The sequence below is a fragment of the Nitrobacter sp. Nb-311A genome (assembly GCF_000152905.1).
Lineage (GTDB): Bacteria > Pseudomonadota > Alphaproteobacteria > Rhizobiales > Xanthobacteraceae > Nitrobacter.
Genome location: NZ_AAMY01000024.1, coordinates 1 through 25,322, shown reverse-complemented (window position 1 = coordinate 25,322; position 25,322 = coordinate 1). Strand labels below are relative to the sequence as shown.

The following is a 25,322-nucleotide window of genomic DNA, read 5'->3' as shown; positions in this document are numbered from 1 at the left end:
CAGAGCGGAGACATTGATGAACGGCGCAGAGCACAACAGCCGATCGCCCTCCAGGGGTCTGTTCGCCAAATACGTCATGTCGTTCGTCGGCTTGGTGGTGTTCGTTCTTGCCGTCAACGGGGCGCTGGAGATTTGGATCAGCTACAACCAGACCAGGACCGCGCTCATTCAGGCGATGTCGGAGAAGGCCGAGGCGACGGCGCACCGCATCGAACAGTCGATAGCGGATCTGGAGCGCCAGGTCAGCTGGGTCACCCGCGCCAGCGTCGTCACTGTCGAGCAGCGACGCGCCGACTACACTGAATTGCTCAATCAAGCTCCAGCGGTCACTCGCGTTTTTCAGCTCGACGGATCCGGCCGCGAGCAACTTCGTCTGTCCCGCCACTCCGTCTTGTTCGGCAGCGGGGCTGACTTCTCCCGCGATGTGAGGTTCACCCGGGCCGTCGCCAGAGGCACCACATACGCGCCGGTTTTCTTCCGCGAACGACAGCCCTTCATGTCGATTGCCATCGCTCATTCAGGACGGGACGCGGGAGCGTCCGTAGCGGAAATCGATCTCCGCTTTCTGTCCGGGTATGTCGACGACGCGCAAGCCCGCAAGGTGGGCTCGGCCTATGTCGTGGATGCGAATGGCATCCTGCTCGCCAGCTCCGACAAGACCATGCATCCCGGCAAGAACCTCTCTGCGTTGCCACAGATCGCGATCTTGCTGAAATCCGGCAGCTCATTCTCCACATCGGGAACGAACGACGAAGGTCAGGCGGTGCTGACCGCATCGAGCCGGGTCCCCACGCTCGGCTGGTTCGTGCTGTTCGAGCAGCCTGCAAGTCACGCGCTCGCGCCGATCCGCGATCTCTTGATACGCATCGGAATTCTTGTCGCATTGGGCCTTGTCGTCGCGATCCTCGCCGGCATGCTGCTGGCGCGGCGCATGCTGGTCCCGATCCAGGCGCTCAACAGCGGCGCGCAGCGCCTCGGCGGCGGTGACTTCGAACACCGCATCGACATCAAGACCGGAGACGAACTTGAGCAACTCGCGGCGCGCTTCAACAGCATGGCCGGACAGCTTCAGGAGACCTACTCGGACCTCGAACTCAAGGTCAAAGAACGGACGCGTGATCTGACTCAATCCGTGAACCAGCTCAAGGTGCTCGAAGAAGTCGGCCGCGCCGTGGTGTCGTCGCTGGACCTCGAGGCGGTGCTTTCCACCGTCGCCGCCCGAGCCCTGGAGATCACAAAGGCGGACGCCGTGCTGATCTACGGTTTCGATGCCGACAATCGGCGGTTCGATCTCGTCGAGGCCAGCGGCGTTGAGAGATCGGCGGCCGGCGACCACCTCGCGATCGGCGCGGATGATAGCTTGCTGGGCGGCGCCGCCGTGAGCGGCCAGCCCATCGCAATCGAGGATCTGGCGACGGCCGAGGCAAATCCGCTCAACGCGGTCGCAACATCGGCCGGCTTCCGTTCTGTTCTGGTGGTCCCGCTCGTGGACCAGAAAGGCGTCCTTGGCTCGCTCATCATGCTGCGCCGAAGCGCAGGCGCGTTCTCACCGAACCTGGTCGGGCTGATGCAGACATTCGCCCATCAAGCGGCATTGGCGATGCGCAATGCAAGACTGTTTCATGAGGTCGACCGAAAGGGCAAGGAACTCGCCGCCGCGCACGGCGTCGTGCAGCAACAGGCCGACAAGCTCCAGGAACAGACCTATCGACTGCTCAACTGGAACAGGTCGCTTGAGGAGCGGGTCGAGGCGCAGCTCGGGGAGATCGAACGGATCCGCAGGCTCGAGCGCTTCCTTGCGCCCCAGGTCGCGCAGATCGTCGCGTCGTCCGATGGTCAGAATTCCCTTCTCGATAGTCATCGCGGTGAAGTCACGGTGGTCTTCTGCGATCTACGCGGCTTCACGGCGTTCACTGAAAGCTCGGAGCCGGAAGAGGCGATGAACGTGCTGCGGGAATATCACGCGGCGCTCGGCGAACTGATCTTCAAGTACGAAGGCACGCTGGACCGTTACGCTGGCGACGGCGTGATGATCCTGTTCAACGCTCCGGTCCCGGTTCCGGATCACACCCCGCGCGCCATCAAGATGGCGGTCGAAATGCGCGATGCCATCGGATTGCTGTCGCAGAAATGGCGTAGCCGCGGCCATAGTCTTGGCTTCAGCGTCGGGATCGCCGTCGGCTATGCGACGTTGGGCCAGGTCGGATTCGAGCGCCGGCTTGAATATGCGGCAATCGGCAGCGTGACCAATCTCGCCTCGCGCCTTTGCGACGAAGCTAAAGCGGGCCAGATCGTGGTTAATCAGCGTGCTTATGGCATGGTGGAACACCTGGTCGATGCCACTGAATTGACGCCGCTGGTCCTGAAAGGCTTCCACCACCCGGTCGCGGCCGTCGAGATTCATCGCTGGCGGGATCAGGTCGAGGGCGGACCTGTACCCTCGGCCGCGGGCCGGACGGCATGAACGTTGTCGCGCCTGCGATCGTGCCGGCTGTTGAAACGCGATCCTGGCTTGACTATAGCGTTCTTAAGCGAAGTGGACCGCGGCGTCGCGGCGATTGCCCGGAAAAGAGTGTTTGATCAATGTCCGCGAAACTTCTGGACCCGCACCCTATCGCAAGGCAGGCTCTCGCTCTCGCCGTTGGACTGGCGACGATCGTCAGCTCGCTTTCGGGATTGTCCGCGAACGAAGAGCTTGCCCCGAACGCCGCCGCAGTCAGCGTCCTGAAAGCCGTCAGATCCTGCTTCCCGGCAAGCGTCCAGGTAGCGGGAATCCTGATCCCGAAGAATGAGACGGCGGTACGGCCGGAGCGGCCCGGCTTGAAGGTCGCTGAGGTCCTGGCTGAGCCGGGACAGAACGTCACCGCCGGGCAGGCGCTTGCCCGCCTCACGCGCCCCGAAGGCGGAACGATCCAGGTTTCTTCCCCGGTGGCCGGACTGGTCAGCCGCTCGTCCGCCAAGATCGGAGCGATGGCGTCGGGCAAGGGCGAGGCGCTGTTTAGTATCGTCACAGGCAACGAGTTCGACCTCGTGGGTCAGGTCCCGAGCAGCGACCTCGCGAAGCTCGCGGTCGATCAGACCGCTAAGGTCATAACCATCGGCGCGGGCGAAATAGACGGCAAGGTCCGGCTGATCGCGCCAACGGTCGAACCGAACAGCCAACTCGGGCAGGTCTTCATCGCCGTTGACCCGAGCAAGCACCTGCTGGTCAATGCGTTTGGCCGCGCGATCATCAAGACCGGCGAAAGCTGCGGGATTGCGGTGCCTCTGACAGCGATCCTGTATGGGAACGCGGGCGCAGTGGTTCAGGTCGTCCGGCGCCAGCGCGTTGAAACGCGGCACGTCGAGGTTGGATTGCTGTCAGGAGGACAGGTTGAGATCCGGGAGGGATTGTCGGAAGGCGACGTCGTGGTGGCGCGCGCCGGCTCCTTGCTGCGGGAAGGCGATCCGGTGAGACCGATCGCCATTGAAGCGAGCGCGGCCCATTAAAGCATGATCCCGAAAAGCGGAAACCGGTTTTCGGAAAAGATCATGCTCTAACGGAATCAGAGCGGAAGGCTCCGATCGCCAGCTACGGCCCTTTGCGCGAGACCACCACCGCAGCTGACCTGAAAGGCACGTCCTGCGCCAACGAGGACGATACGGTTGGGACCTGTTCGCCCTGGCTTGCATGTGAAACCGCTATGCGAGTCCGGCTGAAAACGGCTTCGGCGCCCGTGTCTGGCTTGCCGAGACTCTTGAGCAATTCAGCCATCAACAGGCTGTAGTGCCCGTTTGATTCGTCGATGACCCGTCCCGGTGTGGCTGAGGCCAGAATCAGCGCGTTGTCCGGCACGTTGATCGGCGCAAGACCGTGTGAGTATGAGCGAAAGCGCCGCTCATACGGATTGCGTCGCGAGGCGTCGATCACCGCGAGCTTGACCTTGGCGGCGCGCTCCTTCATCGCCCCGAGAACGGTTTCGATGGAGAGCCCATCGCGCCGAACGTCGGCTTCCTTCCAGATCCGGGCATTGACCGGAATCATGTAGCTCTCGCGACCGGACTGAATGCCGAATCCACTGAAGAACAGCAGCGCCGTCGTATCGGGACCGATCTTGGTTTCCAGACGGCGGACCGCGCGATGCATGTCGTCCTTGTCGGCGTCTTCGACCATGATGACGTCGAAGCCGTCGCGCCGCAGAATTGTTGCCAGCGCCCGGGCGTCGTTGATGGACTGCTTCAGGGGCTGGGTCGCATCCGGATAGTGCCCGTTGCCGATCACCAGCGCGACCCGCGCCGACTTGACGGAGATGCTGCCGGTGGTGTCTTCGACGTCGAGAGCCTTCGCGACCTCCAGGTTGCGCTTGTTGAACGCTGCGTGGGCTCCGATCGCCAGCGACACCATCCCGATAAGGACGGCGATCAATGTGACGGATCGTGGAGAAACGCGAAACTGCCCGAACGTCATAATGATCAATTCCCGGTCGCGCTCAATTGCGCTCGTAAGTCGCGCCAACGCCAGATTGGTTTCAGGAAGCGCTTAACTTATTGCCGTCAAATTACGCTCGTTTTGCGGCACCGCAGCATGACAGGCCATGCAAAGCGGCTTCCCCATGAACAATAAGAAACCTTTATTTATTGGAAACACAATTGGTTAAGCACGCCGCGCGACAACCAAAGCTGGAGCCGGACTCGCGATATCAATCTGGCGTTACCGTTGGCCGGATACGGCCGGATGCAGTGATTTGGTGGCCAGATTGTTATCTCTTGCCTATTCGTATAGTTTTTCAATGGCTTGGCTGGAATACAGCCTTGACACGAGAAACGCGCATGGGGGCGCGGAAAGAAAATCATGACTGCTCGCCATGTGGCCGGCGCCGTCTACCGCGCGCTGACAAATCGTAAGGAGGGGCCGACACTCTACGATGTGTGCGATCCCGTGCTGTTGCGCCATAAGGGCGGCGACGGCCATCTCGCCAAATTCTACAGGACCGCGCTGGCGAACCCGGCGCTGCGCCCGCTGTTGCGGCGCGCCGGCCTGCCAGAACTAAGCGACCCGTCCCGCTTTCGGGAACTGCAAGACGCGCTGCGACGGGCGAGGGACGATGAAACGCCGGATTGGACGACGATCGGCCGGCCGGTGGCCGCATTGCTGGACACGGTGACGTTGCACCATCCCCGCCCCGGAGCAACATCCCACGCTGGACCGGAGCCCAAGCTTGCCGATATCGAGCGCGTTATCAGGACCTGCGGCACGCATCTGCTTCAATCGTTCCGAAACAACGGGTTCATCCCCACCTTTGCGGCGTTCAACCTGATCGGCGATCCCGATCTGCACGGTCGGGATTTTCTTGCGGCCCTCACCGGGCTCGATGCGCGCGGCTACAAGAACTCAACGCTGCTTTTTAATCTGGCGCGGGTTTTCATCGCGCGGTCGCCGGCACGCGAGGTAATCAACCCGCCGTGGCGCGGCATCGCCGAACCGATGTGGGAGCCGGTGCAGATTCGCCATCGCTCGGCCTATTACGACGCATTCTTCACAGAGGCGCTGCTGAGCTTTGCCGAAACCGGCCTTGCTACGGTTGCGGAAACCGATGCGATCCGGCGCGCCGCCCATGAGATGGTCGATTTCTGCCTGAAAACCAGCCGCGAGGACGTGTTTTCGCGCGACGGCAGCCGGGTCAGCGTCATCACGGCGCTGGCGCCGAATCCGCATCCACGGTTCAACCGGTTTTTTACACACATCAAGCAAAATCTCGGCTTCGGCATTTACGTTCCGGACTGCGACACCACGGCCTGTTCGTTTTCGGCCGCCACGCAAGTCGGCTCAAGAGATCCGATCCTTGATCAGCCCCTGCTCGATTTCTACGCCGGCTATCAGGTCGGCGGCGGCGCCAACGAGCCGCTCGTGACCGTGCCGCTGAACGACAACATCGATTACGACGGCGGCATCGTCACCTGGATCGACAATCTCGCGGGCGATCGTCCTTACGGCAACGATCTCGATCCCACCCTCAATCTCGATGTTCTCGAGGTCAGCTTCCGCAACTGTTCGCGGTGGCGCGTCCTCGAGACGCCGCAGCGCCTGCAGACGTTGCAGCGGATCATCGGTTTCCAGAGACGTCTGGTCGAGAGCGGCGCGTTCGCCGATCCGAGGTCCCATATCTACTATCTGCCTGAGCTTTATTGCGCCTACTTCGGACGCTGTTACGCCGCATTCGCGATGCTGCCCTTGGTCGTCCGGCAGGTGATCGATCCCGACGACAGCTTTGGCTACATACGCGGCCGGGTTCTGGCATATGTGCAGGACATCCTGATCGCCGCCGAAATGAACGCGTTCGATGCGGCACTGGCGCTCATCGCCTTGGGCCATCTTGGCGCGGATCGGGCTGCTTTCACGCCCGCGCTGAGTTGCATCGTCAGCCACGTCGGTGAAGGCGGGCGGCGCGGTCCCTTCAGGGCTTATGAATGGAACAAAATGAAAACTCCGACCCGCATTGTAGTGGGCGGTCCGGAAGTGACCTCCGCCTTCGTCCTGATGGGACTGGCCCTGGCGCGCAAGGAGATGAAACGAGCAGAACAATAGTCTGAAGGCGCCTGTTTCAGTGGTTCCGTTAAGGCGGCTTCCAATAGGTTTGGCCGATAAATTCCACCGATTAGAGGGCGTCCCATGGACAAGACCGTCCACACGCATTCTCGGGTACCGGTTCTCGATCTGTTGCGTCTTGCAGCCGTGGTAGCCGTTATTCTTTACCACTATGGCTTCTGGGGGCCGATCTCAACGAGCGGCATCTCGCAGGTGGCCTTGCCTGCATTGGCGCCAACCGGACAATACGGATTTCTCGGTGTATCGGTTTTCTTTGCCATCAGCGGCTTCGTCATTGCGTACTCGGCGGAGGGACGGTCATGGATCGGTTTCATCATCGCGCGCTTCAGTCGTATCTATCCGACATTTGTTCTCTGCATGACATTAACGTTTACGGTCATGCTGGCGGTTGGCGTCGGGCATGTCACGCGCTCACAGTGGCTCGCCAACCTATTCATAGCCGCGCCATTCCTCGGCCAGCCCTATGTCGACACCGTCTACTGGTCGCTCGTGATCGAGGTGGTGTTTTATGGATGGGTCGCGCTGTTCCTGATGTTGGGTTGGTTTCCTCGCCACATTGATGCGCTCATCCTCGCCTGGCTCGCAATCACGTTTGCGAACGAACTGACGATCGATGCACCGATCTTCGAGAAGGTTTTCATCGCCGACGATAGCGGATTCTTCGTGGTCGGCCTGCTGATCTACCAGCACTACCGTGGACGTCGCGGAACGCGATTCTGGAGTCTGTTCGCCCTAGCCATGGGGACGGCAATCTTTCAGGCCACGCACAAGCTGGAACGGCTCGGTGCGCATCCGGATAATACGTTCGACCCGAGGATCGTGGCAGTCATCTGTATCCTGGCGCTGCTCGGCGTATTCCTCGCGACGCGCATCAAGCGCATCCCGCTCCCTGCCACGTTTGTGATCGCCGCCGGCGGAATAACCTATCCGCTGTATTTGTTGCACATGCAGATGGGTTACGTGATTTTTTCGGCGACGGAGCCACATGATCATGCTGCGATAGCCGTCACAACGATCGTCGCAGGCATTGCACTTTTTGCGTGGGCCATCTGGCGGTTTGTGGAACCGTGGATGAACCGATTTGTCAAATCCAAGTTGACCCAACTCGCCGCCCGTCAAGGCTGGCCTTTATCCAGAGCCTCATGCCGATGGCTTTCCTAGTTGTCAACGGCCGACGCTTGATCCACCGGTAGCACCGTAGCCAATGGCAAAACCAGCAGCTTTGTTTCCAGGGCAGACCTACCTGGCCGAGCCCCAAAGAGCCAGACCGGCCACTGGACGGTCTTTCCGTGTCCCTACATGATGCCCCGGCGCTTCGTGGCCTGCTTTGTCACCATGGCGCACATCGTCCGTGGCTGTCACCGGTGCGGAAAGGATTTCCCATGCGACGCGCCAATGAAGCTTGCCAAAACTTCCTTCAGCTCCAGCAATTTTCCTTCATGAAGGATCAGCCGATGTTGGCCGAGCCAACGGGCAGCGTTGCGTGACCGGCGAAAATCCGCAGCGGCTGCGGCGCGATCTTGGCGTCGGCGGCGCGACCATGTTGGGCCTGGGCTCGATGGTCGGCACGGGCGTGTTCGTCAGTATCGGCATCGCCGCGGGTGCGGCCGGCCCCGCGACTATCCTCGCGATCGTGCTCGCTGCGCTTGTCGCGACCTGCAACGCGCTGTCGAGCGCGCAGCTTGCCACCGCCCACGCGGTAAGTGGCGGCACTTATGAATATGGCTACCGCTATCTGACGCCCTCGCTCGGGTTCACAGCCGGCTGGATGTTCCTCTGTTCCAAGACGGCGTCAGCAGCAACCGCGGCGCTGGGATTTTCTGGCTATCTTCTCCGCCTCGTCGGTGGCGGAGAAGCCGCGATGCCTTGGGTCGCGTTTAGCGCGGTAGTGCTGTTCACGCTGCTCGTGCTCGCAGGACTCAAGCGATCGAGCGCGATGAACATTGCGATCGTGTCGGTGACGCTGCTGGCGCTTAGCGCGTTCGTCGCGTTCGGTCTGCCCACCGCCCTACGCACGACCGGAAATTTCTTCCCCTTCTTTCCCGCCACCGACGGGCCGGCCCTGCACGGTTTCTTCTATGCAACCGCGCTGATGTTCGTCGCCTATACGGGCTACGCGCGCATTGCGACACTGGGCGAGGAAGTGAAGGAGCCGCGCACATCCATCCCGCATGCCATCATGGTCACGCTGACGGTGACGGCAGCGCTTTACGTTCTCGTCGCGGTCGTGGCGATCGGCACGGTGGGAGCAGATCGCTTCGCGGGATCGGTGTCCGAGCGTGCCACGCCGCTCGAATCCGTCGCTCGCGCGCTCGATGTGGCGTTTCTGCCGCAGTTGATTGCAATCGGCGCGGTGATGGCGATGCTGGGCGTGCTGCTAAACCTCATTATCGGCCTGTCGCGCGTCGTGCTCGCCATGGGCCGGCGGGGTGATGCGCCGCCGCTGTTCGCGCGCCTTTCGCGTGACGGCCGCGCGCCGACGGGTGCCGTGATCCTGGTGGGGCTCGCGGTCGGCGGCCTCGCTTTGACCGGCAGCGTCGAGACGACTTGGGCCTTCAGCGCGTTCACGGTCCTCATCTATTATGCGGTCACCAATCTCGCGGCGCTCAGGCTTCCGCCTGAGGACCGGCTCTATCCGCGCTGGGTCGCGATCATAGGACTGATCGCGTGTCTGTTCCTCGCCTTCTGGGTGCCGATCACGATCTGGGTTGCGGGCCTTGGCCTCATTCTCATCGGGCTGGCTTGGAAGACTCTGGCGCCGCGCCTTTGGACAGCAACGAATAGGAGCACGCTTTCATGAAACTGTCCTGGTGGTTGTCTCCCAAGGATCACCTGCCTCAGCCTTTCGCATGAGCGGCTGACCAGCCTTTATCCGCACCGATTCCGCTACATTGTCGCAGAATTCGAACTCATCCGAAGCCAGCACGATGATCGTCGATCCGTGCTCGAACCAGCCGAGTTCCTCGCCCTTGCGCACGCTTGCATCGCACGGAAAAGCCGCCAGTCCCCTGGTTCGAGCGTTGAGGGTGGCATCGATGAAGTGCAGGCGAATGCTCGCGACCAGAATCGCCGCCACCGGCACCAGGGTCAGCGCCTCGCCGGTTTTCAGCCGCGCCTGAATCACCGCCCGCTCATTCTTGCAGAACAGCCGCTCGACCCGCTTCAGTGCGATCGGGTTCACGTTCCAGACGTCACCATGAATGAACGTGACCCGATCGATCCGGCAATCGTGCGGCGCATGAAAGCGATGGTACATGCTCGACGTCAGCCGCAGGGTAATAAAGCGGCCATTCCGGTGGGCTTCGACCAGCGCCGGATCGCCGAGCAGGTCCAGTAGCGAATAAGGCGCGCCCTTGATCTGAAGAAGCTCCGTATCAGCCACCTTCCCGAACGCCCCGACGATAGCATCGCAGGGGCTGACCACAATCGCAGGATCGGGATCCGGCAGGCGCGAACCCGGAAGCAACCCCCGCGTAAAACAATCATGCAGACTCTTGAAGCTGGTCTTGTGCGCTTCGCTAAGATCGAGGTCTGAAAACAGACGCCAGCAAGCGATGGACAGGTCGCGGATCAGGGGCTGTTCGATCTTGCTGAACCATCCCATGAACCGGGTCAGGGCGGCCCGTGGAATCCGGTTGGTCAGCAGGAAATTCAAATCCTCCTGCTGGGTCAGATCTGAGATCAGCTCCCGCATTGTCATGAACCTGTCAGCAGGGTTGGGTAGCGCTGGTGGCATGGATTCGTCACTTTCGATTCTAGCTTTGTCTGCCGCCGCGGTTGCCGGCGCAGCAGTTGCCTTTCCCAAACTGAACGCCCGGTTGGCGCTTTCACGGGCCAAACACCGCTCGCTGACCGGTCATTCCAAATTGTCCAAGACGGTTGCCCGGCTGCTGCCGTTCTACGAATTCGATAACAATGACTTCTTCGATTCCGACGGCGCGCCACCTGAAATCGCCAGGCAGCGGCGGGACGCTTTCTTTCGGCTCGCCCACCTTTATGAAGAACGCTACGCCAGGGGCCGGAAGATGACCGCAGAAGCGTCGACCCGGATCTCCGACCTGCAGTTCACCGAAACCTATCGGGTGCCCTTTCAGTATAGCCGGATGGTGCGCGCGCATCTCTCGACCAGCAGCTTCATGCAGTCCTCTAACGGCGTCACCGTCACGGACGTCGACGGCAATGTCTTCTACGATCTGGCCGGCTCCTACGGCGTCAACATCTTCGGCAACGACTTCTACAAGGATTGCATCGCCGCCGCGGAAAAGCGCGCGCATGCATTGGGACCAGTGCTTGGATCCTACCATCCCGTGATTGCGGACAATGTGCGCCGGCTCTGTGAGATTTCCGGTCTTGACGAAGTCTCGTTTCACATGTCCGGCACCGAAGCCGTGATGCAAGCCGTGCGGCTCGCCCGCTATCATACGGGCCGGTCGCATCTGGTTCGCTTTGCCGGGGCCTATCACGGCTGGTGGGGCGACGTTCAACCTGGCGTTGGCAATCCGACTTCTCCGCACGAAACCTATACCCTCGCCGACATGTCGGAGCGAACACTGCATGTTCTGAGGACAAGGCGCGATATCGCCTGCGTTCTCGTGAATCCCTTGCAGGCACTTCATCCCAATGCCAATGCTCCAGCCGATTCCGCACTGGTCGATAGTTCCCGCAAAGGCCGGTTCGACCGAGCCGCCTATAGCGCATGGCTGGGGCGGCTGCGCGAGGTCTGTACCGAGCGAGACATCGTGCTGATCTTCGACGAAGTCTTCGTCGGCTTCCGTCTTGCGGCCCGGGGCGCGCAGGAATATTTCGGCGTCCGCGCCGACATGGTGACCTATGGCAAAAGCCTCGCCGGGGGTCTCCCTGTCGGCGTGGTCTGCGGTCGCAAGGAGCTGATGCGACGGTTCCGCGACGATCGGCCAGCCGACATCTGCTTCGCCCGCGGCACCTTCAATTCTCATCCCTACGTCATGGCGGCGATGGACGAGTTCCTGAGCCGACTCGACGGTCCGGACATCAAGTCCACTTATGACAATCTTGACGAGACCTGGAACGGACGCGCGAAACAGCTGAATGACCTTCTGAGTGCGCGAGACCTTCCGGTACGCGTCGGTAACCTGTCGTCGATCTGGACGGTGCATTATACCGCACCGTCGCGCTACAACTGGATGCTTCAATATTATCTGCGAACCGAGGGGCTTGCTCTGAGTTGGGTCGGCACCGGTCGTCTGATCTTCAGCCTGAATTACAGCAACACTGACTTTGCCGCAGTCGCCGATCGCTTTGTGACAGCCGCTGAAAACATGAAGCGGGACGGCTGGTGGTGGCGCAATCCCTCGCTCACCAATAAAAGCGTGCGCCGGCAAATCCTGAAGGAGATAATCACGCGAAGACGGCCGCGATGAGCCGGCGACCGCCATCTTGCGGATCATTTTCAGTTCGAGCGCGCTTTACGCGTCTGGACTTGTCCAAGGCCTGGATCAATCAACTCGCCCTTTATCAGATACAGCGGTGCCTTGTAATATAGTTTGAGATCGTGGAAAGGGTCGGTCAGGATCTTGGTCATCCAGACGAGACCTGTCTCAACATCACGAATGAAGAACAGATGGACGGTTCGGAACAACACGCCGCCGATTCCGATCGCCAGCCATACCTTGGCGACCTGCCGCATGAAATCAGCCGGAGAGGTCCATGGCGTAAAGACACCGAACAGTGTCGGATCGACGAAGAGAACCAGCGGCGAAATTGCCCAGAGGGCCATAAGAACGATCTTCCGATTCAGATTATATCCGACCTTGATTTCCTCCTTGTGATCATGGGTCGCCTGATTGCCGTGATCATAGCCTTTCGGCTCGAAGAAGAAATGACCCGCCTGCCTTGTGGTCATGGAGAACAGCCAGCCGACCATTGCGGCGGCAACCGGGTCAACGAACAATAACGCATACGCAACGAGAAAGCTGAAGGCGCTGACAAAATGCAGGCTCTGGTTAATGCGGCTGTGATGGTAGTAGCGATGGTCATCCCACCGTTGAGTGCGCAGTTGCTCTCGAAAGCTCATAATTCATTCCCTGCCCGGAATAACGTTCATTCGGTTTACAAAGATTCGATGTACGCAAGATGACATTATGCAAATGTCACAAGGTCACGCCGCGACAACGCATTCGCGCGGACTTCGACCGCCTCGATCAGGCGGCAACCGCGATCGCGGCTTTCCGAATACGGAGCAGAGAGAAGTGGCCGAGCGGTGGTATCGGTCGGTTTTCCACCAACTCAATTTTCCTTGTCGCCGTCAACCATAGCGCATAGCGCGACCAGGTGAATTCGGCCGTCCGGAAACCAAGCGGACGCACCACCGGCTGCAACCGGCGCTCGATGAAGCGGCGCATCCCGGCATCGGCGCTGATGCGGGTCAGGATGATCAATTCACCGCCCGGCCGCAGCACGCGAGCGAACTCATCAAGGGCCGCTTCCGGATTCGGCACCGCCGTCACGACGTATTGCGCCATCACAACATCGAACGATTTGTCGGGAAATTCGAGCTTCTCCGCATCCATGACCGCGAGATTCTCGACGTTCTTTAGACCGAGGTTATTGATCCTGCGCTTCGCTTTCCGCAGCATTGCTTCCGAAATATCGGTACCGAAGATGCGAAGGTGGGGCGCATATTGCGGCAACGAGATTCCCGTACCGACGCCCACCTCGAGCACGCGCCCGCCAACCTTGTTGGCTGCCTGAATTGCCGCCTTGCGCCCCTTGCTGAACACGCCGCCAAACACGAAGTCGTAAACCGGAGCCCAGCGATCGTAGGCCTGCTCAACCGTCGCGCGGTCGAAATCCAACTGCCCGCCACCACCCAGCTTAAAGATTTCTGCCATGGTAATTTCACTTTTCCTCTTATTTAGCTTGGTTAGCCTTACGCAGCGCTTTGCGGCATCAGGCGGCCGCGAGGTCGCAATGAACGGCTCGGCTGCAACGCACTGAGATTACCGATGAACTGTCTTGCGCTATTTTCCCAGGAGCGTTGCAAGGCAAAATTCCTGCAGGCTTCCCGTGACATGCTGAGCGCTCGGATGCAGGCGCTTCTCAAGTTCATGTCCAACGCACCAACCGGATGATCGGCAATCACATCCAGGGGGCCGGTGACTGGGAATGCGGCGACGGGTGTGCCGCACGCCAACGCCTCGAGTTGCACGATGCCGAACGTGTCCGTCAGGCTTGGAAAAACGAAGACGTCAGCCGCCGCCAGATGCGCGCTGAGGTCGCGGCCCGTCTTCTCGCCCAGAAACCTGACTTTAGGATACCGGCTTTCCAGCTCCACCTTTTGCGGTCCATCGCCAATCACCACCTTGGACCCCGGCAGATTCAGCGAAAGGAACGCCTCCAGGTTCTTCTCGACCGCGACACGACCTACGGTCATGAAAACCGGTCTCGGCAGATCAAGCTCGAACGCATCATCGGGTGTAAACAGTTCGGTATCGACCCCTCGCGTCCAGGATCCGAGCCTTTTGAAGCCTCTCGCGCTGAGCTGTTGCCTGAGCGAGGATGTAGCGACCATCGTCATGGCGCCGGCCGCATGAAATCGCCGGAGCACCGCATAGCTCATAGACACCGGGACCATCGAGCGCGCGGCGATGTATTCCGGAAAGCGTGTTGTGTAAGACGTTGTAAAGGCCAGCTTCCGACGGCGGCAATAGGCTCGCACCATCCACCCGACCGGACCCTCGGTCGCGATGTGAATGGCATCTGGCGATGCCGTATCTATCCTGCGGGCAATCTCGCCGCGGTTTGGCAAGGCTACTCTCAACCCCGGATAGGTTGGAAGGGCCACTGATGGAAAGCCTTCCGGGGTCAAGAATCTGATGTCAGCTCCCAGCGCCGACGCGCTGCGGGCCAGGGACGTTAATGTGCGGACCACACCGTTTACCTGCGGATGCCAGGCATCGGTCGCAACCAGAATTCGCATCAGGATCTCGAGTTTTCTGATTCTCAATTCCGGGACGATCGCCCAACGATGTTTCAAGCTTATGACGCCACCGATATCGATCGGTCTCCTTTTGAATTGTAACGTAGGAAATCGGCTCGGCTTGGCCGGCCGTTTCCGAAGAGTCGGCCGGTCTCGGGGGATATGGCAAGGTCCTGACCTCCTTTCGTCTAACTTGACCCGACGCGACGAGCACTACGAGGATGGGCCGGAAGCATCCTGGCTGAACGGGAGCGCATCAAGCGTGAGACTATCGCAAGCCGTCGCTTGCACCATCAAATGCAGGCCGCTTAAACTCTCGCCCCAGAATGGCAAGCCATGCGGATCGAAGAAGCGGGTTTCTGCGCCGAAGTGTTCAGCAGGCGTTCGGCTTCCTGTGTCAGGAATCGACTATATGACCGCTCGCGAAGCGAGCCGTTGAGCAACAGAATGCGCGGCGGACGGGTTGAGGGTCTCGCCCGCAGTCGATCAATGAGCGGCACAGCGATGCAATCGGCATCCACATTTAGGGAGATTGGGCAACATCAACTGTTCGCCTCCACGGTAGCCGCGACCTTACCCTCACGCTCGTACCAGCCCTTGGAGCGGTTCACGATCCACACGACGGACAGCATGACCGGCACCTCGATGAGCACCCCGACGACCGTGGCCAGCGCTGCGCCGGAGTGAAAGCCGAACAGGCTGATGGCGGCTGCAACGGCCAGCTCGAAGAAGTTGGACGCGCCGATCAGGGCTGATGGGCCGGCGACACAATGTTGCTCCCCCGAGATTCGATTGAGCAGATAGGCAAGGCCCGAATTGAAATAGACTTGTATCAGGATCGGCACGGCGAGCAGCGCGATCACCATCGGCTGCGCCATGATTTGCTCGCCCTGGAAACCGAACAACAGCACAAGCGTCGCCAGCAGCGCGACCAGTGAGACCGGTCCGAGCTTCGCGAGCAACCGGTCGAGCGCGGCTTGCCCGCCATTCGCCAGCAAACTCCGGCGCACGACCTGCGCGACGAACACCGGGATGACGATGTAGAGCGCAACCGATAAAGTCAGCGTACCCCATGGCACGGTGATCGCGGACAGGCCAAGCAGCAGACCGACGATCGGCGCGAAGGCCACTACCATGATCGCGTCGTTGAGCGCGACCTGGCTCAGCGTGAAATGCGGCTCGCCCTTCGTGAGATTCGACCAGACGAACACCATCGCCGTGCAGGGTGCTGCGGCAAGAATGATCAGGCCAGCAATATAGCTGTCGATCTGATCGGCGGGCAGCAGCGGTCTGAACAGCCAGCCGATGAAGAGCCAACCAAGCAAAGCCATGGAGAATGGCTTCACCGCCCAGTTGACAAACAGCGTCACGCCGATGCCGCGCCAATGACGGCCGACCTCGCCGAGCGCGGCGAAGTCGACCTTGAGTAGCATCGGAATGACCATGAGCCAGATCAGTCCCGCCACCGGCAGGTTGACCTTGGCGATTTCCGCTACGCCGATCGCTTGAAACACGCCCGGAACTACATGGCCGAGCGCGATGCCGATGACAATGCAAAGCGCGACCCAGAGGGTGAGATAGCGTTCAAAGGTGGACATGGTTTTCCTCAAACCGTCGCGATGCGGCGACCTTGCTCGTCGATGACGCGCTCGCCGTCTTCTTTGATGAACCCGCCTTGCTGGGGCGGCAGCAGATCAAGCACCTCTTCAGAAGGCCTGCAGAGTTTCACGCCCTTGGGGCTGACGACGACCGGCCGGTTGATAAGAATCGGATGCGCCATCATGGCATCGAGAAGCTGGTCATCGGTCAGCGCCGGATCGGCAAGACCAAGCTCCGCATAAGGCGTACCCTTTTCGCGTAGAAGCGCGCGAGCGGAGATACCCATGCGCGCAATGAGTTGCCTCAGCAGCCCGCGCGACGGCGGCGTCTTAAGATATTCAATGACATGCGGCTCGACGCCGGCGTTGCGGATCATCGCCAGCGTGTTGCGCGAGGTGCCGCAGTCGGGATTGTGATAAATGATGACGTCCATGGACTTGCCTCACGCCGCGCTGTTGCGAGGCGAGGACGCGTCGTCCGATTGCCCGATTTTGACGAGCTTCGTGCGCAACGACGCCAAGCTTTTCAGTACCTTCAACGCGAAGGAACCAACCTCGCTTTTGGGCTGGCTGCCAGCGGAAAAGGCGCGAAAGCGACTGGCGCCATCCTTGGTCAAAATGCTCTCGGCGAGAATCGAGCGAGCCGAATTATCGGTGCAGAGGAAAAGAACATTGAACATGCGGTCTGGCTGATCTGCCTCAGACATGGGGAGCGCCTTTTTTAGGTTCGCAACAGGAGGACAGCGCAGCGACAGCCGGATTACACACTTCGGGATGACCCTGGCAGCAATCGCGCATGAGGAATTCGACAAGGCCAGAGAGCGTCGCCAGCGCCGCGCTGTAGATGATCGACCGCCCTTCGCGCCGAGATTCGACAAGCCCGGCCTGTTCAAGATGGCTCAGGTGAAAGGACATGCGCGAGGAGGACGCGCTGTCCATCGCCTCTCCTATGGTCCCAGCCGACATCCCTTCGGGACCGGCTTTCACCAGAAGACGGATGATGCGGAGCCTCGTTTCCTGCGAAAGCGCGGCGAAGGCGACGAGAGCCTGCTTTTCGTGCATCATCATCTCAATATCTAAATAATTATTGAGAGAATGAATACACCAAGAATTCGTGTCGCGCTAGGTCGGCTCTCAAATCATTGTTGACTAGGAAACTTAATTACATTAGTTTCCTAGTCAACAAGGGGCGTCTCGTGACCTTAGCTTCGGAACCGACCGATCACACCGGATACTGGATGCGGATGGTGTCAAACGCCGTGTCGCAGGAGTTCGCGCGCAAGGTGTCTAGCGAAGATGTCACCGTCGCGGAGTGGACATTCATGCGGGCACTTTACGATTTGGAGCCGACACCTCCGTCAGCTCTGGCGGAGAGGATGGGCATGACGAAGGGGGCCATCAGCAAACTTGCAGAAAGGCTGGTAGTCAAAGGATTAGTCGAGCGGACGGAAAGCCAAGAGGATAAGCGCGCTCACAGCCTGTCTCTGACGACGGAGGGGCGGGCCAAGATTCCAATCCTGGCATCGCTTGCCGACGAGAATGACGCCGGATTCTTTGGCGTTCTGACCAACGACGAGCACGAAGCGCTCGATCGCATCCTGAAGGCTCTCGCCGAGAGGCGCGGGCTCAAGACGACCCCGGTGGACTGACCTCCGCCGGACCCGACCCACATCGAGATGAAAGGAAGCCGCCATGGACGCGGAACGGATTTCTATTGCCCAAACCTGTCTTAACGCCGCTCATGACGGCAGCCTGAGTTTTCCGCAGATTGTCGGCAGGCTGATCGGCGCCGGTTTCGAGGGCTATAGGCCTGAATATCCTGCGGTACGTATTTCTTCGCCAGCATCGCCTTGACGATAGCGACTTCCCATTTCCAGCGTGTTTCCTGGCCGTCGCGCCATTGACCTCCTCCTCAGTCTTGCCGCCACGTTCTTTCATTGATGCCGGGCAAAGGGCTGCCGAGAGCGGTGTTGACGACTTTTTTTTGCCATGCTTTGCACGTTTCGATCTATATTAGCATATTGATAAATGTGACAGATATTCTTTTATATATCGAAAGAGCTTGCAAGGTGACGTCAAGGATGATACGTTTAAGCACATCACTATGCACATTAGATATGTATAGGCATATCATGCCCTACGCGACTGACGACATTCTCCAGACCCTCCGCGCCGCCCGCGAGCAAACGGGACTAAGCCAGCGCGACCTCAGCGCGCGGATCGGGGTGCCGCAAAGCCATATCTCGAAAATCGAGAGCGGTGGCACCGATCTCCGGCTTTCGAGCCTGGTCGAGCTTGCGCGCGCGCTTGATTACGAGCTGGTGCTCGTGCCGCGTAAGCTGCTGCCCGCTGTCGAGGCCATTGTCGGCGGCGCGTCCATGACTCTGTCCGGGGAAACCCGCCAGCGCGCGACCGTCCTCAACCGCGCCCAGGCGGCAGTTGCAAGGCTGACCCGCACCCATCCCGACGCCGCCGAATTCAAGCGCCTCGACCAGACGCTGCGCGAGCTTGCGAATTTCCAGTTCGGCAAAGCCGATCTGGCTACGCTGCGCGCCGTCACCGACAAGCTGCTGAAACTCCCGACCGGCGCGGCCGCGCTCCCGGCCGCCGAGCGCGCCTCCCGTCAATTAAGAGAGCTGCGCAACAGGATCGCCCATGCGCTGCCGGAAGCGCCGCGTCCCGCCTACGAGCTAGACGAGGAGGACGACGATGCCTGACGTTTCCGTTCTCGATGTGCGCCTTTACGGCGACAAGATCGGTACGCTCACCCTCATTCCGGGCGACCGCACACTGTTCGCCTTCGACAAGGCGTATATCGACAATCCCGAGCGGCCGACGCTGAGCCTGTCCTTCAAGGATCAGTTCGGGCAGCTCCTGACCGAATTCAAACCCGTCAACGTGAGGGTGCCGCCCTTCTTCGCCAACCTCCTGCCCGAGGGGCCGCTACGCGCCTATCTTGCCGAGCAGGCTGGCGTGAACGAGAAGCGCGAGTTCTTTCTCCTGTGGGTTCTCGGACGTGATCTTCCCGGCGCGCTCACCATTGTTCCCGCGGACGGCGAAGCGTGGCCCGACCTCAAGGATGAGGACAGCGAGGAAGAGCACCGCAAGCGCCGGACCAACGCCCTGCGGTTTTCGCTCGCGGGCGTGCAACTGAAATTCTCGGCGGTGAAGAATACGGGGAAAGGCGGCGGGCTCACGATCCCGGCGGACGGCGTCGGCGGCTCGTGGATCGTGAAGCTGCCCTCGCAGCTCTATGACGGCGTGCCAGAGAACGAATTCTCGATGATGAGCCTTGCGTCCCAGCTCGGCATGAACGTGCCCGAGCTCCAGATTCTCGACATCGATGCAATCGGCGGCCTGCCCGAAGGGATCGGCAGGCTCAAAGGCCAGGCGCTTGCGATCCGGCGTTTCGACCGCACGGAGGGCGGCCCGGTGCATATCGAGGATTTCGCGCAGGTGTTCGGCGTCTGGCCCGACGACAAATACAAGCGGGCGAGCGCGCGCAATATCGCGGCCGTGATCGGCGTCGAGGCGGGCGACGAAGCCGCCGCCGAATTCGTCCGCCGCCTCGTGTTCAACACGCTGATCGGCAACGCCGACATGCACCTCAAAAACTGGTCGCTGATCTATCCCGACCGTTGCACGGCGGCGCTCGCGCCCGCCTACGATTTCGTATCGACGATCCCGTATATCCCGGACGAGTTCGCCGCCATCAAATACGCCCGGACGAAGCGCATGTGCGAGCTTTCGCTCGACGAGCTGCGCTACCTCGCGGCGAAGGCGCGCCTGCCGGAAAAGCTCGTCGTCGATGCCGCGACGGAAACCGTCGCCCGGTTCCGCGACGAATGGCCGGAAGCGAAGAAGGCGCTGCCGGTCGCGCGCCCGGTCGCGGACGCCATCGACGCGCATCTGAAAGACCTCGCTCTGAGCTCCGAAACATTGCAACGCCCATGACTGAACTTACGACCTTTTCTGTTTCAGTATGGGCGTCAATTTCGCCTCTATCGATTTCTCTGAAGTGGCGATCTGAACCGCCCCGGGTTTGCCGGAGGCTCCAACTCCTGAGAGGATGGAGCCATGACAAGCAAGACGACGAACAAGTTTTCACCGGAGGTTCGGGCCCGAGCGGTTCGAATGGTTTTGGATCACGGCAGCGAGTATCCGTCCCGCTGGGCTGCGATTGAGGCGATAGCCCCCAAGATTGGCTGTTCCGGCCATACCCTGCTGGAATGGGTGAAGAAGGCGGAGATCGACAGCGGCAAGCGAGCAGGCGTCCCAACGGACGTGGCGGAGAAGCTGAAGGCGCTTGAGCGTGAGAACCGCGAGCTTCGGCAAGCCAATGAGATTCTGCGCAAGGCAAGCGCTTATTTTGCGACGGCGGAGCTCGACCGCCGGTCCAAGCCATGATCGCCTTCATCGACGATCATCGCGCGGCGCATGGGGTCGAGCCGATCTGCAAGGTTCTGTCGATCGCCCCCTCGACCTATCATGCCCATGTCGCCAAACGGCGTGATCCCGCCAAGCTGTCGGCGCGCGCCAGGCAGGATGTCATCCTGAAGATCGAGGTCCGGCGCGTCTTCGATGAGAACTTCCGCGTCTATGGCGTGCGCAAGATCTGGCGGCAACTCAAGCGCGAAGGCTTCGATATCGCCCGTTGTACGGTGTCACGATTGATGCGGACCATGGGCTTGCACGGTGTTATCCGCGGCAAGTCGGTCAGGACCACGATCGGCGACAAGGCGGCGCCATGCCCGCTGGATCACGTCAACCGCCAGTTCAAGGCGTCGAGGCCGAATGCGCTTTGGCTCTCCGACTTCACCTATGTTGCCACCTGGACCGGCTTCATCTATGTCGCCTTCGTCATCGACGCCTATGCCCGCAGGATCGTCGGCTGGCGGGCATCACGTTCGGCGCACGCCGGCTTCGTGCTCGATGCGCTGGAGCAAGCCCTGCACGATCGACGGCCGGTCCATCGCGGCGGGCTCGTACACCACAGCGACAGAGGAAGTCAGTACGTATCCATCAAGTACACCGAGCGCCTGGCTGAAGCTGGCATCGAGCCGTCTGTCGGCAGTGTCGGCGATTCCTACGATAATGCTCTCGCCGAAACCATCAACGGCCTCTACAAAGCTGAGGTGATCCACCGACGCGGACCGTGGCGTAGCTTCGAGGCCGTCGAGTTCGCAACGCTGGAATGGGTCGATTGGTTCAACAACCGACGGCTCTTGGAGCCCATCGGAAACATCCCGCCCGCCGAAGCCGAGCAACGCTACTACGCCATGCTGGAACAATCGGCCATGGCGGCATAACTTAAACCAAACGGCCTCCGGCAAACCCGGGGCGGTTCAATCGCCAAACTGTTGGTATCAGATCAATGAGTGAGTCAAAAAAGCGATCGGAACAACACCTGATCGATCAGGCAGGCCAGCAGCTATTGCGATCAAAGCTGCCCGCTCATTGGGTCCTGCGGGACTATAGGCCCGACTACGGCCTGGACTACTCTCTAGAGGTCTTCAAAGAGACCGACACTGTCGCAAGGTTTCCGACCTACGAGACGCTGGGGGAACACCTTTTATCCAGCTCAAGAGCGTCGCCTCGGCGAGGACGCTTCCATTGACAGTTTATGAGCGTGGCAACGTTGAGAAAGCGCCGGAACGGCTGGTGAAAGACAAAATAGCAGGCACGATTGAAACTTATCGATTCTCCCTGGAACGGGCGGAACTCGTAACCGTCGAGCGGATGGGCGTCGGCGTACCCGTTCTCCTTGTCATTGCCGATCTAGAAGCGCAGCGATGCTGCTTTGTCTGCCTCAACGACTACATTGATAAAATCCTCATCCCGCGCAATCCGGACTATCAGGCAAAGGCCAGCCGGACGATCCATCTTCCGGCCATCAACGAAATCGGATCGATGATCGGTCAAACGGCGCTGCGGTGGTATGCGAAGAGACCAAAACTGTTTTCAGCCTTCCAGCGGTTCGTCTATCAAGAAAATGAACTGAAATGGTCGGCGGACTCTCCAAATTGGGAGGAGCTCGCCATTTATTTTGCCCGCCGCATACAGACATATGATTTCTGGAAGGACACAGAGATGTGGATTCCTGTCCGGTGGTGGGGCGACGCCATCACGCGCTACCTCGAAACCGGTGATCTCAAGCTCCTCGACAGGACGAATGACGCGCAAAAGTCTGAAGAAGAGATCACCGCCCGGCACAAGTGGGAGGTTTACGAGCTATGGCGACAACTGGCACTGCTTCCGAGGACGTATGAGGATGTCTGTCGGGAGTGGTTTCTGCCTACTTCACTCGCCCTCATCGCCTCGTATCCAGAGTCGTTTCCAACAAAGTAGGTTAGGTCTCTTCTACTTCGTAGGTGCGCAGGGCACGACCTGACCTTTCTTCGCGCACGGCGACCGCTGATCGATGTCAGGGTGCTTCGGCGGAACGTTGAAAGCCGTGGAACAATCTATCCGAAATTCGTTAGCCTTCTTGACCAGAAACCGGCCAATCCAGCGACGTTACCTTCGCTTACTTAGGAGCCTGCCGCAAACGACGGAGGCTCAAAATGTACCTGAAATACCGCGATGTGCTCGACATATTCATGAACCGACTGCCTGTAACGGAGGAAAACGACGATGTGCTTCGCGCTAACGCAGAGTGCTTCTTCCGCGCATGTATCGAATGTCTCCGCAACAGCGACGAAGTCCCAGCCGAGTGGCCCGCGATATCGCAGCTAAATCAGATCGAACTTGGCTACGCTTGTTGGCTTCAAGAAGTGCGAAGCGCGATCGAGGCGGCGCGCTCCGATTTTCCACCTCAATATGCTTCTTATTATGAGCGGTTTCTCGGCGCGGCGGCTATGGCCCAGGTGTATCTTTTGAACGTCGATCTGATGGAGGAGCTTGCAGGGGAAAAGCTCATGCTGCTCCTCAAGCGGCATGCCGCCCGGTGAAAGGACGGACGCGACAAGAAGAAAACGCCGGGCGATGCGCCCGGCCTTTTCGCTTCATTCATCATCTTCGTCGTCGGGCGGCGGCGCTTCGGCCCGGCCCTGCGCGAAACGCTCGGTGTAGCCGCGCGCGGGGAACGCAAGATAGCCGGGAAGCCACGGCTCGCCCTCGCTGCTGGCGGCAAGGCAATCCGCAATCACCTGCTTCTGCACCTTCATTTTGGAGGCAAGGTGCGCGTTCGCCTTCCTCGCGCCCGCGATCTCGCGCAGCATCGCGTTGACGGCATCCTTGTCGCGCAGCAGCGCGAAGAACGCCTCATCCGGCGACCACCAGTTCCGCATGTCTGTATGCAGCAGTTCCCCGAGCAGATCGACGGAATCGCCGTGTGCCGCCAACGCCTCGGCCATGACGAAGGACAGAACCCGCATGACGGCCTCGTCCTCCATTTGCAGGAGGGCACGGAAGATGTCTGAAAGGTCGCGGGCGCGGCCGAATGTGTTGCCCGACACGACAGGCCCGTCCTCGTCGTCCGCGATGCCGAGAAGCGCGGCGATCTCGCGGCGCTGGGCTGCGAACGCGGCTTCCGCCTTGCTCGCAGCAAGGCTTTCGGCGATGGCGGTGTTATCGGCCCGCTGGCCTTCCGCCTTCACCGACCACAGCCCGGAACCCGCGATCATGTGCGCGACCGCAAGGCGCAGCGCCATGCCGGGATGGCCGAGAAGCTCCGTCCGCACCGCCGCGTGGCGGTGCAAGCCGAGATAGTTCTGCATCGCCCTGGTGGTTTCGGGGCGAAGGGCGGCGCTGTCCGTCCCGGCTGCCGCCGCCTTCTCCCGCTTGCGGACTTCCTTCACCGGAAGAAAGCCCTCATGGAAGGCGACCTCGCCGTCACGGGTGCAGGTGACATAGACGCGCCCGCCCTTCGATTTCGGGGTTTTCTCAAAATCCCAGCTCATCCAGTGCTTGCCCGGCTCAAGCATGACGATTTCGGTCCAGCCCTTGGCGAGATAGGCGTCCCGCTTCGCCGCGATGGCTTCGCCCTGCAACTGCCAGAATGACGCGCTATCCATGAAGTAGCGCTCGTCGCCGAACAGGTCGGACGCAATCGCGCCCTTGTAGGCGGCAGGATCGAACAGGGCGTTGCCGACAGGAATCTGCGCGCCGCCGAACAGCCATTCGCGCAAGGCCCGCCCTGTCGGGGCGTATTCGTCGTCGCTCTTATAGAGCTTCCACCATGCCTTCTGCTGGCGGTGTGTCGCCATGGTGAGGCTGCGCAGCGTATCCGCCCTGATCTCGTCGCGGCGATAGGCATTGAGAAGCGGCTCGATCAGGTTCGCTATTGTCATTCGGCATGCAAAATTGACCCCGTAAGCCGGGGGATCGGCGTCCAAAATTGACCCCCTACAGGTTGGCTGTTGCGCTGCCTGCTTTGTCATGAAGCAGGTGGTCGGGGATGCTGATCGTGGAGACGATTGCGCGGATACGGCGCGAACACTTCATCAAGGGCAAGACGATCAAGGAGATCGCCCGTGACCTGAAGGTGTCGCGGAACACGGTCCGGAAGGTGCTGAGGTCGGGCAAGACCTTGTTCGAGTATGAGCGTTCGATCCAGCCGCGCCCCAAACTCGGGCGTTGGGCGGCGGAGCTTGATGAACTGCTGGCGGCGAACGCGGCCAAATCGGCTCGCGAACAGCTGACGCTGATCCGGATCTTCGAAGAGTTGCGCGGACGCGGCTATGACGGCGGCTACGATGCCGTACGGCGTTACGCCAGGCGTTGGAGCAAGGAGCGCGGGCAATCGACCGCGGCGGCCTATGTTCCGTTGAGCTTTGCGGCGGGCGAAGCCTACCAGTTCGACTGGAGCCATGAGATCGTTCTCCTCAACGGCGTGACGGCGATCGTGAAGGTCGCTCATGTCCGGCTGTGCCACAGCCGCATGCTGTTCGTGCGGGCCTATCCGCGGGAGACGCAGGAGATGGTATTCGACGCCCACGACCGGGCGTTCGCACTGTTCAAGGGTACCTGCAGCCGCGGCATCTACGACAACATGAAGACGGCGGTAGAGACGATCTTCGTCGGCAAGGATCGCCGCTACAATCGCCGCTTCCTGCAGATGTGCAGCCACTATCTGATCGATCCGGTCGCCTGCACGCCGGCGTCGGGCTGGGAGAAGGGTCACGTCGAGAACCAGGTCGGGCTGGTCCGGGAACGGTTCTTCACGCCACGGCTGCGGTTC

Annotated in this window: 23 protein-coding genes, 2 pseudogenes and 1 other annotated feature; of the genes and pseudogenes, 14 read left to right on the top strand and 11 right to left on the bottom strand. The window is 60.5% G+C overall.

What is annotated here, in order from left to right; translation table 11 throughout:
- Positions 1-16 precede the first annotated feature (16 nt).
- Both NB311A_RS07290 and NB311A_RS07285 read left to right on the top strand, forming a co-directional pair.
- Positions 17-2,464 (top strand): adenylate/guanylate cyclase domain-containing protein, encoded by a 2,448-nt coding sequence (locus tag NB311A_RS07290; RefSeq protein ID WP_009797861.1) that lies wholly within the window; start codon positions 17-19, stop codon positions 2,462-2,464.
- Positions 2,465-2,583: 119 nt separating this feature from the next.
- Positions 2,584-3,489 (top strand): efflux RND transporter periplasmic adaptor subunit, encoded by a 906-nt coding sequence (locus NB311A_RS07285; RefSeq protein ID WP_009797860.1) that lies wholly within the window; start codon positions 2,584-2,586, stop codon positions 3,487-3,489.
- Positions 3,490-3,571: 82 nt separating this feature from the next.
- Here NB311A_RS07285 and NB311A_RS07280 read toward each other — a convergent pair whose 3' ends face one another.
- A complete protein-coding gene (locus tag NB311A_RS07280) occupies positions 3,572-4,447 on the bottom strand; it encodes a caspase family protein (RefSeq protein WP_040674270.1) in 876 nt (291 codons plus the stop codon).
- Between the two features lie 384 nt (positions 4,448-4,831).
- Between NB311A_RS07280 and NB311A_RS07275 the strand changes: the two genes are divergently transcribed.
- The 3 genes from NB311A_RS07275 to NB311A_RS07265 all read left to right on the top strand — a co-directional run bounded on the left by NB311A_RS07275 (position 4,832) and on the right by NB311A_RS07265 (position 9,386).
- Positions 4,832-6,565 carry a hypothetical protein gene (locus NB311A_RS07275; protein WP_009797858.1) on the top strand — a complete coding sequence of 578 codons (1,734 nt, stop codon included), beginning with the start codon at positions 4,832-4,834 and terminating at the stop codon, positions 6,563-6,565.
- Between the two features lie 84 nt (positions 6,566-6,649).
- Positions 6,650-7,747 (top strand): acyltransferase, encoded by a 1,098-nt coding sequence (locus tag NB311A_RS07270; RefSeq protein ID WP_009797857.1) that lies wholly within the window; start codon positions 6,650-6,652, stop codon positions 7,745-7,747.
- A gap of 322 nt (positions 7,748-8,069) precedes the next feature.
- Positions 8,070-9,386, top strand: coding sequence for an APC family permease (locus NB311A_RS07265; RefSeq protein WP_009797855.1), 1,317 nt, complete (start codon positions 8,070-8,072; stop codon positions 9,384-9,386).
- Here the strand turns inward: NB311A_RS07265 and asd are convergent.
- Positions 9,381-10,286, bottom strand: a complete 906-nt coding sequence (gene asd, locus NB311A_RS07260) for an archaetidylserine decarboxylase (protein ID WP_040674267.1) — start codon at positions 10,284-10,286, stop codon at positions 9,381-9,383. The two genes, NB311A_RS07265 and asd, sit on opposite strands and share 6 nt — an antisense overlap.
- A gap of 34 nt (positions 10,287-10,320) precedes the next feature.
- Between asd and NB311A_RS07255 the strand changes: the two genes are divergently transcribed.
- Positions 10,321-11,985 carry an aminotransferase class III-fold pyridoxal phosphate-dependent enzyme gene (locus NB311A_RS07255; RefSeq protein WP_009797853.1) on the top strand — a complete coding sequence of 555 codons (1,665 nt, stop codon included), beginning with the start codon at positions 10,321-10,323 and terminating at the stop codon, positions 11,983-11,985.
- Positions 11,986-12,014: 29 nt separating this feature from the next.
- Here the strand turns inward: NB311A_RS07255 and NB311A_RS07250 are convergent, their stop codons facing one another.
- The 8 genes and pseudogenes from NB311A_RS07250 to NB311A_RS20195 all read right to left on the bottom strand — a co-directional run bounded on the left by NB311A_RS07250 (position 12,015) and on the right by NB311A_RS20195 (position 17,203).
- The gene (locus NB311A_RS07250) at positions 12,015-12,638 is read right to left on the bottom strand and encodes a hypothetical protein (protein WP_009797852.1); all 624 of its coding nucleotides are present in this window, start codon (positions 12,636-12,638) and stop codon (positions 12,015-12,017) included.
- Positions 12,639-12,765: 127 nt separating this feature from the next.
- Positions 12,766-13,455, bottom strand: a complete 690-nt coding sequence (locus NB311A_RS07245) for a methyltransferase domain-containing protein (RefSeq protein WP_009797851.1) — start codon at positions 13,453-13,455, stop codon at positions 12,766-12,768.
- Between the two features lie 38 nt (positions 13,456-13,493).
- Positions 13,494-14,543, bottom strand: a complete 1,050-nt coding sequence (locus NB311A_RS07240; RefSeq protein ID WP_040674264.1) for a glycosyltransferase family 1 protein — start codon at positions 14,541-14,543, stop codon at positions 13,494-13,496.
- Between the two features lie 327 nt (positions 14,544-14,870).
- Positions 14,871-15,064, bottom strand: a pseudogene (locus NB311A_RS22505) (NADPH-dependent FMN reductase); the annotation flags it as partial.
- Positions 15,065-15,085: 21 nt separating this feature from the next.
- Positions 15,086-16,141, bottom strand: a complete 1,056-nt coding sequence (gene arsB, locus NB311A_RS07235; protein WP_009797849.1) for an ACR3 family arsenite efflux transporter — start codon at positions 16,139-16,141, stop codon at positions 15,086-15,088.
- 8 nt (positions 16,142-16,149) lie between these two features.
- The gene (arsC, locus tag NB311A_RS07230; protein ID WP_009797848.1) at positions 16,150-16,575 is read right to left on the bottom strand and encodes an arsenate reductase (glutaredoxin); all 426 of its coding nucleotides are present in this window, start codon (positions 16,573-16,575) and stop codon (positions 16,150-16,152) included.
- A gap of 87 nt (positions 16,576-16,662) precedes the next feature.
- Positions 16,663-16,848, bottom strand: a pseudogene (locus NB311A_RS07225) (arsenate reductase ArsC); the annotation flags it as partial.
- Complete coding sequence (locus NB311A_RS20195) at positions 16,841-17,203, bottom strand: helix-turn-helix transcriptional regulator (RefSeq protein WP_009797846.1); 363 nt, start codon at positions 17,201-17,203, stop codon at positions 16,841-16,843. The gene NB311A_RS20195 and the pseudogene NB311A_RS07225, both read right to left, overlap by 8 nt.
- A 176-nt stretch (positions 17,204-17,379) precedes the next feature.
- On the opposite strand from NB311A_RS20195, the gene NB311A_RS07215 reads away from it, so the two are divergent.
- The 7 genes from NB311A_RS07215 (at position 17,380) to NB311A_RS07185 (ending at position 23,091) form a co-directional block, all read left to right on the top strand.
- Positions 17,380-17,790: a MarR family winged helix-turn-helix transcriptional regulator gene (locus NB311A_RS07215; protein WP_050752081.1), complete on the top strand. Its 411-nt coding sequence runs from the start codon at positions 17,380-17,382 to the stop codon at positions 17,788-17,790.
- A gap of 43 nt (positions 17,791-17,833) precedes the next feature.
- Positions 17,834-17,995: a hypothetical protein gene (locus tag NB311A_RS20190; RefSeq protein WP_207382358.1), complete on the top strand. Its 162-nt coding sequence runs from the start codon at positions 17,834-17,836 to the stop codon at positions 17,993-17,995.
- A 278-nt stretch (positions 17,996-18,273) separates the two neighbouring features.
- A complete protein-coding gene (locus NB311A_RS07210) occupies positions 18,274-18,858 on the top strand; it encodes a helix-turn-helix domain-containing protein (protein WP_040674297.1) in 585 nt (194 codons plus the stop codon).
- The gene (locus NB311A_RS07205; RefSeq protein ID WP_009797843.1) at positions 18,851-20,095 is read left to right on the top strand and encodes a type II toxin-antitoxin system HipA family toxin; all 1,245 of its coding nucleotides are present in this window, start codon (positions 18,851-18,853) and stop codon (positions 20,093-20,095) included. The genes NB311A_RS07210 and NB311A_RS07205 overlap by 8 nt, the downstream gene beginning before the upstream one ends.
- Before the next feature lie 123 nt (positions 20,096-20,218).
- Positions 20,219-21,450, top strand: a protein-coding gene (locus tag NB311A_RS07195; protein WP_086008680.1) for an IS3 family transposase whose coding sequence is annotated in 2 segments (ribosomal slippage) — positions 20,219-20,510 and positions 20,510-21,450 — 1,233 coding nt in all. Because the reading frame shifts where the segments join, the coding sequence is not laid out codon by codon here.
- Positions 20,503-20,619: a sequence feature (AL1L pseudoknot), on the top strand. Its footprint overlaps the gene before it by 117 nt.
- Before the next feature lie 304 nt (positions 21,451-21,754).
- Positions 21,755-22,489 carry a hypothetical protein gene (locus NB311A_RS07190; protein ID WP_009797841.1) on the top strand — a complete coding sequence of 245 codons (735 nt, stop codon included), beginning with the start codon at positions 21,755-21,757 and terminating at the stop codon, positions 22,487-22,489.
- Positions 22,490-22,704: 215 nt separating this feature from the next.
- Entirely contained in the window at positions 22,705-23,091 is a 387-nt protein-coding gene (locus tag NB311A_RS07185; protein ID WP_009797840.1) for a hypothetical protein, read from the top strand.
- Positions 23,092-23,145: 54 nt separating this feature from the next.
- Here the strand turns inward: NB311A_RS07185 and NB311A_RS07180 are convergent, their stop codons facing one another.
- Complete coding sequence (locus tag NB311A_RS07180) at positions 23,146-24,432, bottom strand: hypothetical protein (protein WP_009797839.1); 1,287 nt, start codon at positions 24,430-24,432, stop codon at positions 23,146-23,148.
- Positions 24,433-24,539: 107 nt separating this feature from the next.
- On the opposite strand from NB311A_RS07180, the gene istA reads away from it, so the two are divergent.
- Positions 24,540-25,322: IS21 family transposase (gene istA / locus NB311A_RS07175; RefSeq protein ID WP_009797838.1), on the top strand; the 783-nt coding region annotated here is incomplete at its 3' end.

What these genes read in the sequence shown, in the direction of transcription:
- NB311A_RS20195 (WP_009797846.1), bottom strand. Translation starts at nt 17,203, where the DNA reads ATGCACGAAAAGCAGGCTCTCGTCGCCTTCGCCGCGCTTTCGCAGGAA.
- NB311A_RS20190 (WP_207382358.1), top strand. Translation starts at nt 17,834, where the DNA reads ATGGACGCGGAACGGATTTCTATTGCCCAAACCTGTCTTAACGCCGCT.
- NB311A_RS07280 (WP_040674270.1), bottom strand. Translation starts at nt 4,447, where the DNA reads ATGACGTTCGGGCAGTTTCGCGTTTCTCCACGATCCGTCACATTGATC.
- NB311A_RS07240 (WP_040674264.1), bottom strand. Translation starts at nt 14,543, where the DNA reads ATGCGAATTCTGGTTGCGACCGATGCCTGGCATCCGCAGGTAAACGGT.
- NB311A_RS07185 (WP_009797840.1), top strand. Translation starts at nt 22,705, where the DNA reads ATGTACCTGAAATACCGCGATGTGCTCGACATATTCATGAACCGACTG.
- NB311A_RS07285 (WP_009797860.1), top strand. Translation starts at nt 2,584, where the DNA reads ATGTCCGCGAAACTTCTGGACCCGCACCCTATCGCAAGGCAGGCTCTC.
- NB311A_RS07270 (WP_009797857.1), top strand. Translation starts at nt 6,650, where the DNA reads ATGGACAAGACCGTCCACACGCATTCTCGGGTACCGGTTCTCGATCTG.
- arsC (WP_009797848.1), bottom strand. Translation starts at nt 16,575, where the DNA reads ATGGACGTCATCATTTATCACAATCCCGACTGCGGCACCTCGCGCAAC.
- NB311A_RS07250 (WP_009797852.1), bottom strand. Translation starts at nt 12,638, where the DNA reads ATGAGCTTTCGAGAGCAACTGCGCACTCAACGGTGGGATGACCATCGC.
- asd (WP_040674267.1), bottom strand. Translation starts at nt 10,286, where the DNA reads ATGACAATGCGGGAGCTGATCTCAGATCTGACCCAGCAGGAGGATTTG.
- NB311A_RS07255 (WP_009797853.1), top strand. Translation starts at nt 10,321, where the DNA reads ATGGATTCGTCACTTTCGATTCTAGCTTTGTCTGCCGCCGCGGTTGCC.
- NB311A_RS07290 (WP_009797861.1), top strand. Translation starts at nt 17, where the DNA reads ATGAACGGCGCAGAGCACAACAGCCGATCGCCCTCCAGGGGTCTGTTC.
- NB311A_RS07210 (WP_040674297.1), top strand. Translation starts at nt 18,274, where the DNA reads ATGCCCTACGCGACTGACGACATTCTCCAGACCCTCCGCGCCGCCCGC.
- NB311A_RS07180 (WP_009797839.1), bottom strand. Translation starts at nt 24,432, where the DNA reads ATGACAATAGCGAACCTGATCGAGCCGCTTCTCAATGCCTATCGCCGC.
- NB311A_RS07215 (WP_050752081.1), top strand. Translation starts at nt 17,380, where the DNA reads ATGCGGATGGTGTCAAACGCCGTGTCGCAGGAGTTCGCGCGCAAGGTG.
- NB311A_RS07205 (WP_009797843.1), top strand. Translation starts at nt 18,851, where the DNA reads ATGCCTGACGTTTCCGTTCTCGATGTGCGCCTTTACGGCGACAAGATC.
- NB311A_RS07245 (WP_009797851.1), bottom strand. Translation starts at nt 13,455, where the DNA reads ATGGCAGAAATCTTTAAGCTGGGTGGTGGCGGGCAGTTGGATTTCGAC.
- arsB (WP_009797849.1), bottom strand. Translation starts at nt 16,141, where the DNA reads ATGTCCACCTTTGAACGCTATCTCACCCTCTGGGTCGCGCTTTGCATT.
- NB311A_RS07275 (WP_009797858.1), top strand. Translation starts at nt 4,832, where the DNA reads ATGACTGCTCGCCATGTGGCCGGCGCCGTCTACCGCGCGCTGACAAAT.